The following is a 12,406-nucleotide window of genomic DNA, read 5'->3' on the forward strand; positions in this document are numbered from 1 at the left end:
CCCGCTCTCACCAGCGGGCGGGGTTCTCCGCGTCCGCGGCGAAGACCGAGCCGTCCGGCGCCGCCGCGTAGATCCGGCCGCGCCGCGGGTCCGGCAGCGGCGCGGGCAGCTTCTCCAGGTAGCCGCTGCGGCCGGTGGCCAGCCGGGGCGGGGTCTGGCCGAGCAGCGCGCCGCGCCGGGTGTCGACGGCCAGCAGCCGGCCGTCGGCGCCGGTGAAGTACAGCCGCTCGGCCTTCGGGTCGAGCACCGGCACCGACCCCCGGCTCACCGAGGTCTCCACGCTCCACCGCCGCTCGCCGACGGCCTGGAGCGTGCCGCCCGTGGTGGCGAGCACGTAGACCGTCTCCCCGCGCACCACGCCCGCCGCGTCGTCGACCGGCGCGTCCAGCGGCAGCCGCCGTACGCGGTGCGTCGCCGGGTCGTAGCCGACGACGGCCGACGTGCGGGTGACGAGCAGCGGGTCGGCGGCGGTCAGGTAGACCGAGCCGGACGCGCCCGTACCGGCGAGGGTGAGTGAGCCGGGCAGCCGCCGTTCCCAGCGCAGGGTCCCGCGCACCGGGTCGATCGCGGTGATCACGGTGGAGGACCCGTCGGCCGAGACGGTGGCCGCGTACGCCGTACGGCCGTCTCCGTACGCGGTGAACTGGCCCAGTGGCTGCGCCGGGAACCGGTGGTGCCAGCGCTCCCGGTGCGTGGCGCTGTCCAGGGCGGTGATCATGCCGTCCGGTGCGGTCAACAGGATCGTTTCGCCCACGATCCGCACCTCGGCGTCGTACCCGGTCAGGTCCTTGCTCCAGCGCGTCGCGCCCTGCGCGCCGGCCGACGGATCCAGCGCCTCCAGCCGCTTGCCGTCGGGAGACCGTACGTACAGCAGCCCGCCGGAGAACACCGGCACGCTCGGCGGCATGTCGCCCTTGCGGACCGGCCCGCTCGCCCGCCGCCACGTCACCGCGCCGCCCTCCGTGTCCACCCGCGCGGCCTTCAGCCCCCGCTCGACGCAGAACAGGGCGGAAGCGCCGTACGCGCAGAACGGCATCTCGGCCGGATGCCCGGCGGGCCGCTGCACCACCTGCGTGTGCCACGGGCGGAAGGCCGCGGCGGTGCCGTCGCCGGCCCGCGTCTGGAGCGCCGAGGCGTCCTCGGCCCCCAGGACCCGTACGCCCGCGAAGATGCCCGCTCCGGCGAGCACGGCTGTCACAGTCGCCACGGCGGACCGGACGACCCAGCGGGGGCGGCGCGGGGCGGGGGCCGATTCCGGAGCCGGGCCGGTGCCCGGTTCCGAGTCCGCTCCTGTCCCCGTACCTCTCCCCGCCTCAGCTTTTCCTTCCCCTTCCGCTTCTCCTTCCGCTTCTGTTTCTGCTCCGGCTTCCCCTTCCGGCCGCCGGACCCGTACGTGCGTCTCCGCACCCCGGTCCGGCGCGGCGGACGGCACGGGTGCCGGGACGACCCGTACGGGCTCCCGCTGCGCCGGAACGCGCGCGTCCTCCGGGGCCAGGGAGGCTCCCGGGCCGGGCGAGGCCTCCGGGTCCGGGGCGTCCGCGAGCAGACCGTCGTAGGTCTCGGTAGGGGCCTCCGTGTGCAGCATCCGCATCAGCACGTCCGGAGTCGGCCGGTCGGACGGCCGCTTCGCCAGGCACGTACGGATCAGCGGCGCCAGGTCCTCCGGAACCCCCGTCAGATCCGCCTCGTCGTGCACGACCTGGTAGGCGACGATGTACGGGCTCTCCGAGTCGAACGGTCCCCGCCCGGTCGCCGCGTGCACCAGCACCGACCCCAGCGCGAACACGTCCGCCGCGGGACCCACCTCACGCGGCCGCTGGAACTGCTCGGGTGCCATGAACGGCGGCGTACCGATCAGCTTGCCGGTCTCGGTGCGCATCTCGCTGTCCGCGGGACGCGAGATACCGAAGTCGATGACCTTGGGGCCGTCGGCGGCGAGCAGCACGTTTCCGGGCTTCAGGTCGCGGTGCACCACGCCCGCCCGGTGGATGTCGCGCAGCGCCTCGGCGAGCCCGGAGGCCAGCCTGCGGACCTCGTCGGGCGCGAGCGGCCCGTCGCGCTTCACGTGGTCGCCGAGGGTCGGCCCGGGGATGTAGAGGGTGGCCATCCAGGGCCGGTCGGCGTCCGGATCGGCGTCCACGACCGGCGCGGTGAACGCGCCGCTCACCCGCCGCGCCGCCGCCACCTCCTGCCGGAACCGGCCGCGGAACTCGGGGTCCTGGGCGAACTCGGCGTGCACGACCTTGACCGCCAGGCGCAGCCCGGACGACGACCGCGCCAGGTGCACCACGCCCATTCCGCCGGAGCCCAGGCGCGCGTCCAGGCGGTACCGGCCCGCGTACAGCGGACGTTCCGCTTCCGGGTCCACCCCGGAACCGCGCAGCGGCGGCATCTCCCCACCCCCGTGTCCATGGGCCGCAGATGCGACGCACGGAGCCTAGTCGATGGTGCGTACGGGACAGGTGAGGCTTGCTAGCGTGCGCGGTGAACCGGCCGCCGCACGCGGACCGGTCCGCGACACCGGGACCACTCGACGGGGGAGTACACATGACCAGCACACCGGAGAACGCCGTCCGCACGGCCGCGGGCACCGGCACGGAGGAGGCCGCGGTGATCGCCGAGGCGGAGGCGGTCACCGGGGCCGAGGGCGTCGCCGCCGAGGCGATGGCGGCGACCGCGGCCACCTATCCGGTCGCCCCGGGCTACCGCCTCAACGTCCGCAGCGGCCCGAGCAGCCGCAGCTCCCTCGTACGGCAGCTGCCGTACGGCGCCCGGGTCGCCATCCGCTGCCAGCGCCACGGCGAACGGGTCAGCGGCCCGTACGGCACCAACGACATCTGGGACTGCATCGCGCCCGGCCAGTACGTCTCGGACACGTACGTCCGCACCGGCAGCGACGGCTTCGTGGCACCGCGCTGCGCGAACTGAGCGGCCGGGCCGTCAGGGCGCGACCGTCCGGCCCCGGCCGCCTTGCCGGGCGTCCCGGCCCGCCGGGGATAATCGGCGGCATGAGCGACGAGACACGGCCCGCCCCGGACCGGGCCGGCCCCGAGCCGGCCCCGATCCGCTTCTTCGGGACGACCTGGGTGCACCACGACGGCGGCTACGGCCTGCGCCGGGCCGGGGTCGCCATCGGCTCGCTGGCGCTCGCCGCGGCCGGTGCGGTGGTGCTGCGTTTCGCCTTCCAGGGCCTGGAGATCGCCGCGGTCGGCTCGCTCCTCAACGTCCTGGTCGTGGCCTGTTTCGCGGTGTGCAGCGCGGTCGCCTTCCGCCGTACCTGGGAACGCCTGACCCGCATCGCCGACAGCCCGGCCGCCGAGCGTCCGGCCGACCGGTCGGCGCAGAGCCTGCTGCTCATCGGTTTCATCGGCTCGCTGCTCGCCTACTTCTGCCGCAGCCTCGTCGAGGCCCCGGGGGAGGGCGTACGGCGCGCCGAGTACGAGGCGGAACGCGAACGCTACGAGCGCCGCCGGAAGGCCCGTACGGGCAACCCGGCGGCCAAGAAGGCGACGAAGACGAAGAAGAAGCGCGGCTAGCACGGAGGACGCGCCTGCGTACGGAGGACGCGCCTGCCTCACTCCCCGGGCGTGCAGAGATCGCCAGGCTGTCCTCGTAGACGTGATGGCGCACGATCTCGCCACCCTCGACGGTGAACCGCAGCGCGAACGGCGACCGGAAGGACTTCCCGGTGGCCCGTACCGGCCCCCAGAGCTGACCGGTCAGCACGGCCTCCGCCCCCGAGACCACGATTGCGTCGGCCGACGCGCCGCCCGCCCCCGCCACGGTGTGCTCGCGCAGCTCGCGCCAGTGCGCCGCGACGTCGTCCCGCGTCGCGCGCGGCCGCGAGATGATGCCGACCAGGCTGCCTCACCCCGGATCCCTGGTGTGCCCGCGCGCCTCAGTACTCCCAGTCCGGCTTCCCGTCCCCGTACAGCCAGTCGTCGAAGAGGTCTGTCAGGTCCTCGTCCGTGCGGTCCTGGCAGAAGTCGATGAACTGCTGGGTGTCCGCGCTGCCGTGCCGGTGTTCCGCGGGCCAGTCCTTGAGGATCGAGAAGAAGACCTGGTCGCCCACGGCCTTCCTGAGCTGCTGGAGGACCATGCCGCCGCGTTTGTAGACGGGGTCGCCGGTCACGTTCTCCGCCGTGCCCGGTTCGCCGGGCGGGAAGCCCCAGACGTCCTCGTCGTCCTCGTCGGTCTCGTACAGCGCGTCGAACTGCTGCTGCGCCGTACGGCCGCCCTTGTCCTCCTCCCACAGCCACTCCGCGTACTGCGCGAACCCCTCGTTGAGCCAGATGTCCTGCCACGTCTTCGGCGTCACCGAGTCGCCGAACCACTGGTGCGCGGTCTCGTGCACGATCGTGCCCTCGTCCGGCGCCCCGGCGTAGACCGGCTTGGTCTGGGTCTCCAGCGCGCCCCAGTCGACCCGCTCGGGCGTCTGGTCGACGATCGCCCCGGCGGAGGAGAACGGATACGGGCCGAACCGTTTCACCGACCAGTCCAGGATTTCGTCCAGCCGGCCCAGCGGCCCCGCGCTCTCCTTCGCCTCCGCCGGGTCCACGGCCGTGTAGACGGGCAGCCCGCCCTTCGTCCGGGACTCCTGGACGGTGAACTTCCCGATCGTCGCGGTGGCGAGGTAGGTGGCCATCGGCTCGGCGTTGTGCCACTCGAAGGTGGTCCGGCCCCTGGCGCTCTTGCGGCCGCGCAGCTCGCCGTTGGCGACGGCGGTGTACCCGTCCGGCACGGTGATCCTGAAGTCGTACGCGGCCTTGTCACCGGGGTGGTTGTTGCCGGGGAACCACGTCATGGACCCGGCCGGCTGGCCCGCGACGAACGCTCCGTCCTTCGTACGGACCCAGCCCTCGGTCGCGCCGTCCGCGTCCGTCATCTCCTCGGGCTCGCCGTCGTACTCGACCGTCGTACGGAACGTGGCGCCCTTCTTCACGGTCGCGTGCGGGCGCACCGTCAGCTTGTGGCCCTTGCGCGAGAACTCGGCGTTTTCGCCGTCCACCCGCACGCCGTGCACCTTCATCCCCTGGAGGTCCAGCTGGAAGGAGGCGAGATCGGCCTGCGCGGTGGCGCTGATCTCGGCGGTGGCGTCCAGCGTGCCGCCGCGTACGTCGTAGGCGAGGTCGAGACCGTAGTGCCCGACCTGGTACCCGCCGTTGCCGAGGGCGGGGAAGAGAGGGTCGTGCACACTGCCCGCGCCCTGCGTGCCGTCCAGCCGGGTCGCACTCGTACAGGAGGACAGCAGCAGGGCGACGGAGAGCGCGGCGGTCGCACCGCAGGAGCGGAGAGGCCGGCGGATCACGGGGCTCCTAGGGTCGTGGGTCAGGTGGATCAAGCCCCCCGACCCTACGGCCCTTTGGCCCGCAACGCCGCTCCCTTCCGGTAATGGCGTTTATCCGCCCTTATGCCCGGATGGCGGGGAGAGGGTGACGGTGGCGGCACCCGGCCCGGCCCCACGACCGGGGCCGGGACCTGCATGGGAGCCGGCACCCACACCGGCCCCGTCCCCGCTCCCGTCCCCGTCCCCGGCCCCGCCGGAGCCCGGCTCGCCGGCCGGCCGGCGCCGCTCCGCCCAGTTGCCCAGCGCCGCCGCGCAGGCGCGGTCGAGGTGCCGCAGCCCGGAGAGGTCCAGGATCACGGCCCGGTCGCGCGGCAGCGCCTCCAGCTGGTCCAGCAGCCTGGGCAGCCGTAGGAAGGTGGCGTTCCCGAGCGCGCGTACGCGAAGGGGCCCGGCCCCGGGGCCGTCGTTCTCCAGTCCCGACACCTCAAGGTGCGCGTGCGAGGTCTCCCACGCGGACTTCGCGACCGCCGTCAGCAGCCCGATGACGACGCCCTCGAACATGTTGGTCACCACGATCGCCACGGCCGTCCCGGCGAGCACCACCGCCTCACCCCGGTACTCACGCCACAGCGGCACCAACTCCCGTACGGGAATGAGCTTGCAGCCCGCGTGCACCAGCACCCCCGCCAGCGCCGCCAGCGGCACGACGTCCAGCGCCGCCGGGAACGCCGCCGCGAACAGCAGCAGCCACACACCGTGCAGCACCCGCGACGCCTTCGTACGGGCCCCGGCCCGCACGTTCGCGGCGCTGCGCACGATCACTGCGGTCATCGGCAGCGCGCCGAGCATCCCGCACACCGCGTTGCCCGCGCCCTGCGCCATCAGCTCCCTGTCGTAGTCCGTACGCGGCCCGTCGTGCAGCCGGTCCACGGCCGCCGCGCTGAACAGCGACTCGGCCGACGCGATGAGCGCGAAGGCCAGCACGGTGCCGACCGCGCCGACCCCCGCCAGCTGCGCGAAGTCCGCCCCGCCCGGCGGCTGTACGGCGGACAGCAGCCCCGTGACCTCCACCCGGGCCACCGGCAGGCCGAGGGCGGCGACGGTGACGGTGGCCAGCGCCACGGCCGCCAGCGGCGCCGGCAGCACCCGCGCCGCGCCCTTCCACCGGGGCCACAGCACCAGTACGGCGATGGTGCCCAGGCCGATCGACGCCGCGGTCAGCGCCTGGTCCGACCAGACCGTGTCGGACACCAGCTCCGGCAGGCCGCCGAGGTTGGCGAGCCCGGTGCCCGGTGGCTTCGCGTCGGTGAGCGCGTACAGCTGACCGGCGATCAGCACCAGCCCGATGCCCGCCAGCATCCCCTGGACGACCGCCACCGAGATGGCCCGGAACCAGCGCCCCAGCCGCAGCGCGCCCATGACCAGCTGCACCACACCGGCCGCGAGCACCAGCGCCCCGAGCGCGCCCAGTCCGAACTCCTCGACCGCCTCGTACACGAGGACGGTCAGCCCGGCGGCCGGGCCGCTGACCTGGAGGCTGCTGCCGGGCAGCAAGCCGGTGAGCAGGCCGCCGACGATGCCGGTGACGAGCCCGAGTTCGGCCGGCACACCGGAGGCGACGGCCACGCCGACGCACAGCGGCACGGCAACCAGGAACACGACGAGGGAAGCGGCGAAGTCCGCACGTATGACCGTTGCTTTCTGCCCGAACACTTTCTGTACAGAACCTTTTTGCACGAAGGTTTTCCGCATGACGATGCCTCCAGCGCATTGCGGCGGACCGCGCGGCGCGGACGTGCGCCGAGCGGCGGAAACGGATGTCCGGATCGATCCGTGAACGGTGAGCTGCGCGGGCACGGGGGACCGGCCCTGGGCGCTCGCCACCTGCCGGGATGCCACCGCCGGGACCTCGCACCGTGGACGGCGGGCTACCGGCGACGGCCGTCCCCGCTCAGCAGCGGAAGACGCGATGACTGATCGGAAGCTGGCCCGAACGCCTCAGAGGCACGGCGCGGCGCCCGGTGACCGGGGCCGCCGGATCCGGGCCGGTGGCCGGCGGGACAGTGGGGTCGCTCGCGCCCCTGGCCTGGTCGCCGGGGTGGGAGGCCGGCCCGCCGGTCGCCGAACGGGCGGCGCGGCCGGTCGGGCAGCGTCCGGCCGCGGAGTCCGCCGGGCCGCCGTCCTCGTACGCGTACGGAGTGGCCACGCCGGCGGTCTGCGTCCCGCCCCTGCCCCCGGCCGCCCGCCCGTACGCGCCCTCGGTGCCGACCGGGAACGCCAGCAGTGCCGCCAGGAGAAACAGCAGCACGCGGCGCATGGCGTCGGCCCCCTCATCCGGCTGACTGGACACTCACCTTGAGTGTGTCCACAGCGGCACGACTTCGATCGAGTCGTTGTGTAACCGTCATGTAAACGCTGAGTTATCAACCAGGAGTGGTCGAATCCGTGCACTCCGGGGATCGCCGGAGCGCGCCCCGGCCCTTGACGCCCCGGCCCCCGCACGCAATATTCAACACATGAGGAATTACGGCTGCGGCCGGCCCGCCCCGGCCACCCGGACCACCTCCCAAGGGGCCACCCCCGCCGGGACCACCGCCGTCCGGGCCCGCGCCCTCACGGTCGTACGCGGCGGCCGCACCGTCCTGAACGACCTCGGCTTCGACGTCCCGCCCGGCCGGATCACCGGCCTCCTCGGCCCGTCCGGCTGCGGCAAGTCCACCCTGATGCGCGCCGTCGTCGGCACCCAGGCCCAGGTGACCGGCACCCTCGACGTCCTCGGCCACCCCGCGGGCCACGCCCGCCTGCGCCCCCGCATCGGCTACGTCACCCAGTCACCCGCGGTCTACGACGACCTCACCGTCCGCCAGAACCTCGCCTACTTCGCCGCAGTGCTGCACCCCGGCCGCACCGCCCGCGCCGAGCGCCGGGACAGCGTGCGCCGCGCCATCGAGGACGTCGGCCTCACCGCGCACGCGGACACCCTCGCCGGCCACCTCTCCGGCGGCCAGCGCAGCCGCGTCTCCCTGGCCGTCGCCCTCCTCGGCGCCCCGGAACTCCTCGTCCTGGACGAACCGACCGTCGGCCTGGACCCCGTACTCCGCCGCGACCTGTGGCAGCTCTTCCACCGCCTCGCCACCGACCGCGGCGCCACCCTCCTCGTCTCCTCCCACGTCATGGACGAGGCCGAGCGCTGCCACCGGCTGCTCCTGATGCGCGAGGGCCGCATCCTCGCCGAGGACACCCCCGACGCGCTGCGCGCCCGTACGCGGACGGCCACCGTCGAGGAAGCCTTCCTCCACCTGGTCGAGAACGCCACCACCGCCGCCGGTACCCCGTCCACCCCGGCGCCCCGCCCCTCGGAGCCCACCCCATGACCCGCGCCCCCTCACCCCTCCTTCTTCTCCCCCTCCCCATCTCCGGAGCACGGGTCCTGGCCACCGCCGCCCGTGTACTGCGCCAACTGCGCCACGACCCGCGCACCATCGCCCTGCTGCTGCTCGTCCCCTGTGTGATGATCGCGCTGCTCCGCTACGTCTTCGACGCGCATCCCCGTACGTTCGACAGCGTCGGCGCCGCGCTCCTCGGCGTCTTCCCGATGATCACCATGTTCCTGGTGACCTCCATCGCCACCCTCCGCGAACGCACCTCGGGCACCCTCGAACGCCTCCTCGCCATGCCCCTGTCCAAGGCCGACCTGCTCGGCGGCTATGCCCTGGCCTTCGGCGCCCTCGCCATCGTCCAGTCCGCCCTCGCCACCGCGCTGTCCGTCTGGCTGCTGGACCTGGACATCACAGGCTCCCCCTGGCTGCTCCTCCTGGTCGCCGTCCTGGACGCCCTCCTGGGCACCGCCCTCGGCCTCTTCGTCTCGGCCTTCGCCTCGTCCGAATTCCAGGCCGTCCAGTTCATGCCCGCCGTCCTGATGCCGCAGCTCCTCCTGTGCGGCCTCTTCGCCCCACGCGACACGATGCACCCGGTCCTGGAGGCGATCTCCCACGTCCTCCCGATGTCCTACGCGGTCGACGCCATGACCGAAATCCTCACCCACCCCACCCCCACACCCGCCTTCCTCCACAACACCCTCATCCTCACCTTCGCCACCCTCCTCCCCCTAGCCCTCACCATCCCCACCCTCCCCCGCCGCACCCCGTAATCCCCCCCGAACAAGCCCCGGCCCCCAGCACGATCCAGCCCGTCCGGCGGCTGATGACGAGCCCGCCGGGCGATCACGGCGTCCAATACCCCCGTCCACACCCACCCGCCCCCGCCCACAACGTGAACACCCCCACCTCCCGAACCCCCCACGATGCGAGGATGACCAGGGCAGCAGTCCCAACGCCCCCGGCCGACCGCCCAAGGGCAAGGCCAAGAACAAGGCCAAGGCCACCCCCGCACCCAAGCACCCCCACCGGCGAGGTGAACCGCAACATGACCCAGAAGGTCGCCGTACTCGGCACCGGAAAAATCGGCGAGGCCCTCCTCAGCGGCATGATCCGAGGCGGCTGGGCCCCCAGCGACCTCATGGTCACCGCCCGCCGCCCCGAACGCGCCGACCAGCTCCGCACCCGCTACGGCGTCACCCCGGTGACCAACGCCGAGGCCGCCAAGTCCGCGGACACCCTGATCCTCACCGTGAAGCCGCAGGACATGGGCACCCTCCTCACGGAGCTGGCCCCGCACACCCCCGCCGACCGCCTGGTCATCAGCGGCGCCGCCGGCATCCCCACGGCCTACTTCGAGGAGCGGCTGCCCGACGCCACCCCCGTCGTACGGGTCATGACGAACACCCCGGCCCTGGTGGACGAGGCGATGTCCGTCATCTCGGCCGGCACGCACGCCACCGCCGCCCACCTGACCCGCGCCGAGGAAATCTTCGCCACCGTCGGCAAGACGTTGCGGGTACCGGAGTCCCAGCAGGATGCGGCGACCGCCCTTTCCGGCTCCGGCCCGGCGTATTTCTATTTCCTGGTCGAGGCGATGACCGACGCCGGCATTCTGCTGGGCCTGCCGCGCGACAAGGCCCACGACCTGATCGTGCAGGCGGCGATCGGCGCGGCGACCATGCTTCGCGACAGCGGCGAGCACCCGGTCACCCTCCGCGAGAACGTGACCTCGCCCGCCGGTACCACCATCAACGCCATCCGCGAGCTGGAGAATCACGGCGTACGGGCCGCCCTGATCGCCGCTCTCGAAGCGGCGCGCGACCGCAGTCGGGAACTCGCCTCCGGCAACGGCTGACGAACCAGCCCTACCAGCCCCCGGGGCACTCACCTGGGCCGTGGCCACCACCGCGAAACCTTCGCACCGGTGGCCACGGTCCGGCTCACCTCTCCACTTTCACACCGCCGGCATCAGCCCCACCGCCCGGTACGCCGCGTCCACCCGTGGCCGCGCGATCGCCCGGGCCCGCTCGGCCCCGTCCCGCAGGACGGAGTCCACGTACTCCGGGTTCGTCACCAGCTCCGCGTGCCGCTCCCGCACCGGCCGCAGGAGTTCCACCACCGCCTCGGTCGCGTCCTTCTTGAGCGCGCCGTACGAGTCGTACTCGTCCGCCAGCTCCGCCGGATCACCGGCACCGCACGCGGCCAGGATGTCCAGCAGGTTGGCCACCCCGGGCCGCTCGGCCCGGTCGTACACGACGTCCGACCCGCCGTCCGTGACGGCCCGCATCACCTTCTTGCGCACCACGTCCGCCTCGTCGAGCAGGTAGACGATTCCCGAGGTACGGGCGTGCGACTTCCCCATCTTCGACGTCGGTTCCTGGAGGTCCATCACCCGCGCGGCCACCTTCGGCACCGTCGCCTCGGGGACGACGAACGTCTGCCCGTACCGCTGGTTGAACCGCACTGCCAGGTCTCGTGTCAGCTCGACGTGCTGCGCCTGGTCCTCGCCCACCGGCACTTCGTCGGCCCCGTACGCGAGGATGTCGGCGGCCATCAGGGCCGGATACGTCAGCAGCGACAGCCGCACGCTGCCGCCCCGGGCCCGCTCCCGCTCGGTCTTCTCCTTGTACTGGATCATGCGCCGCATCTCGCCGTCGGAGGCGGTGCACTCCATCAGGTAGGACAGCCGCGCGTGCTCGTCGACATGGCTCTGCACGAACACCGTGCACTGCTTCGGATCGAGCCCTACCGCCAGCAGTAGCGTGGCGGCCTGCCGGCTGAGCCTTCGCACCCGCGCCGGGTCGTGGTCGACGGTCAGCGCGTGCAGGTCCACGACGCAGAACAGCGCGTCGGCCCGGTGCTGGTCCTCGTCCGCCCAGCCGCGCAGCGCCCCGAGGTAGTTCCCCAGGGTCAGGTGCCCGGTCGGCTTCACACCACTGAAGATCCGCGTCATCTCTCTCGTCTCCCGAACTTCTGGATCCGGGACCGCCGCACCTGCCGGCCGGCTGCGAGGAGATACGCGAAACGGCCGCCGAGGCGGCGGCCGTTGTCTGCATGCACTGGGGGGCGGCCGCCGTCAGGCGGGCCACCACTGCTGTACGAGTGCACGCGTCGTCATGGGGACCACGGTACGCCCAGATCCGCGCCCCGGCACGGGTTTGAAGCGCCCCAACCCCTCGTGTAGTGTTCTCCGAGTTGCCACGGAGCCGACAGGCGTCCACGGCAGCCCCTCACGCCAGACCGGCGGCACAACCACTACTGCACGACTCCCGAACGGGATGAATTTCGGCATGCCGAAATTCGGACCAGTGACTCGATTATGCGTCACCGGGAAAAAGCACTAAAGTAGTGATCACGCCGGAAGGCGCGAACAACCCCCTCCGACGGGGAATCGGATTCACATTCGAGCCGTCAGCTCCTTTCACCGGAAGCCCGGAACGGAAATCGGATCTGATAGAGTCGGAAAGGCCGGAAAGCGAAAGCCGGACGGCCACCCCGCTCCAGCAGGGGCCGGATACGGAAAGCGGAAACGCCGAACGGATCTGGTAAGGTTGGAACCGCGCAGAAGCCGAAAGGCCGAAACGCACCGGCGGAAATCAGGACCGCGAGGATCTGATAGAGTCGGAAAAGCAAGACCGAAGGGGAGCGCCCGGAGAGCCTGGTGAAACAGGCACAAAGGAAGCGTCCGTTCCTTGAGAACTCAACAGCGTGCCAAAAGTCAACGCCAGATATGTTGATA

10 protein-coding genes are annotated in these 12,406 nt (G+C 72.5%); 5 read left to right on the forward strand and 5 right to left on the reverse strand.

Annotated features, from left to right (window positions below; translation table 11 throughout):
• Positions 1-7 precede the first annotated feature (7 nt).
• Complete coding sequence (locus tag ACZ4Z1_RS11200; RefSeq protein WP_468486284.1) at positions 8-2,392, reverse strand: protein kinase domain-containing protein; 2,385 nt, start codon at positions 2,390-2,392, stop codon at positions 8-10.
• A gap of 155 nt (positions 2,393-2,547) precedes the next feature.
• Here ACZ4Z1_RS11200 and ACZ4Z1_RS11205 point away from each other — a divergent pair, with 155 nt between their 5' ends.
• Positions 2,548-2,928, forward strand: a complete 381-nt coding sequence (locus ACZ4Z1_RS11205; RefSeq protein WP_468486285.1) for an SH3 domain-containing protein — start codon at positions 2,548-2,550, stop codon at positions 2,926-2,928.
• An 80-nt stretch (positions 2,929-3,008) separates the two neighbouring features.
• Complete coding sequence (locus ACZ4Z1_RS11210; protein WP_468486286.1) at positions 3,009-3,536, forward strand: hypothetical protein; 528 nt, start codon at positions 3,009-3,011, stop codon at positions 3,534-3,536.
• A 362-nt stretch (positions 3,537-3,898) separates the two neighbouring features.
• Here the strand turns inward: ACZ4Z1_RS11210 and ACZ4Z1_RS11215 are convergent, their stop codons facing one another.
• The 3 genes from ACZ4Z1_RS11215 to ACZ4Z1_RS11225 all read right to left on the reverse strand — a co-directional run bounded on the left by ACZ4Z1_RS11215 (position 3,899) and on the right by ACZ4Z1_RS11225 (position 7,637).
• Positions 3,899-5,308: a M1 family metallopeptidase gene (locus tag ACZ4Z1_RS11215; protein ID WP_468486287.1), complete on the reverse strand. Its 1,410-nt coding sequence runs from the start codon at positions 5,306-5,308 to the stop codon at positions 3,899-3,901.
• A 90-nt stretch (positions 5,309-5,398) separates the two neighbouring features.
• Entirely contained in the window at positions 5,399-7,039 is a 1,641-nt protein-coding gene (locus ACZ4Z1_RS11220; protein ID WP_468486288.1) for a SulP family inorganic anion transporter, read from the reverse strand.
• A gap of 199 nt (positions 7,040-7,238) precedes the next feature.
• Positions 7,239-7,637, reverse strand: coding sequence for a hypothetical protein (locus ACZ4Z1_RS11225; protein WP_468486289.1), 399 nt, complete (start codon positions 7,635-7,637; stop codon positions 7,239-7,241).
• Positions 7,638-7,803: 166 nt separating this feature from the next.
• Here ACZ4Z1_RS11225 and ACZ4Z1_RS11230 point away from each other — a divergent pair, with 166 nt between their 5' ends.
• The 3 genes from ACZ4Z1_RS11230 to proC all read left to right on the forward strand — a co-directional run bounded on the left by ACZ4Z1_RS11230 (position 7,804) and on the right by proC (position 10,522).
• Complete coding sequence (locus ACZ4Z1_RS11230) at positions 7,804-8,661, forward strand: ABC transporter ATP-binding protein (RefSeq protein WP_468486290.1); 858 nt, start codon at positions 7,804-7,806, stop codon at positions 8,659-8,661.
• Positions 8,658-9,437 (forward strand): ABC transporter permease, encoded by a 780-nt coding sequence (locus ACZ4Z1_RS11235; protein ID WP_468486291.1) that lies wholly within the window; start codon positions 8,658-8,660, stop codon positions 9,435-9,437. Before ACZ4Z1_RS11230 ends, ACZ4Z1_RS11235 begins: the two co-directional genes overlap by 4 nt.
• Before the next feature lie 275 nt (positions 9,438-9,712).
• Complete coding sequence (proC, locus tag ACZ4Z1_RS11240; RefSeq protein WP_468486292.1) at positions 9,713-10,522, forward strand: pyrroline-5-carboxylate reductase; 810 nt, start codon at positions 9,713-9,715, stop codon at positions 10,520-10,522.
• Between the two features lie 99 nt (positions 10,523-10,621).
• On the opposite strand, the gene trpS is transcribed toward proC, so the two are convergent.
• Complete coding sequence (gene trpS, locus ACZ4Z1_RS11245) at positions 10,622-11,620, reverse strand: tryptophan--tRNA ligase (RefSeq protein WP_468486293.1); 999 nt, start codon at positions 11,618-11,620, stop codon at positions 10,622-10,624.
• Positions 11,621-12,406: the final 786 nt, after the last annotated feature.

The organism is Streptomyces sp. NPDC030165, from assembly GCF_055573595.1.

Excerpts from the sequence above, each read along its gene's own strand:
- ACZ4Z1_RS11220 (WP_468486288.1), bottom strand. The coding sequence starts at position 7,039 with ATGCGGAAAACCTTCGTGCAAAAAGGTTCTGTACAGAAAGTGTTCGGG.
- trpS (WP_468486293.1), bottom strand. The coding sequence starts at position 11,620 with ATGACGCGGATCTTCAGTGGTGTGAAGCCGACCGGGCACCTGACCCTG.
- proC (WP_468486292.1), top strand. The coding sequence starts at position 9,713 with ATGACCCAGAAGGTCGCCGTACTCGGCACCGGAAAAATCGGCGAGGCC.
- ACZ4Z1_RS11205 (WP_468486285.1), top strand. The coding sequence starts at position 2,548 with ATGACCAGCACACCGGAGAACGCCGTCCGCACGGCCGCGGGCACCGGC.
- ACZ4Z1_RS11230 (WP_468486290.1), top strand. The coding sequence starts at position 7,804 with ATGAGGAATTACGGCTGCGGCCGGCCCGCCCCGGCCACCCGGACCACC.
- ACZ4Z1_RS11210 (WP_468486286.1), top strand. The coding sequence starts at position 3,009 with ATGAGCGACGAGACACGGCCCGCCCCGGACCGGGCCGGCCCCGAGCCG.
- ACZ4Z1_RS11200 (WP_468486284.1), bottom strand. The coding sequence starts at position 2,392 with ATGCCGCCGCTGCGCGGTTCCGGGGTGGACCCGGAAGCGGAACGTCCG.
- ACZ4Z1_RS11235 (WP_468486291.1), top strand. The coding sequence starts at position 8,658 with ATGACCCGCGCCCCCTCACCCCTCCTTCTTCTCCCCCTCCCCATCTCC.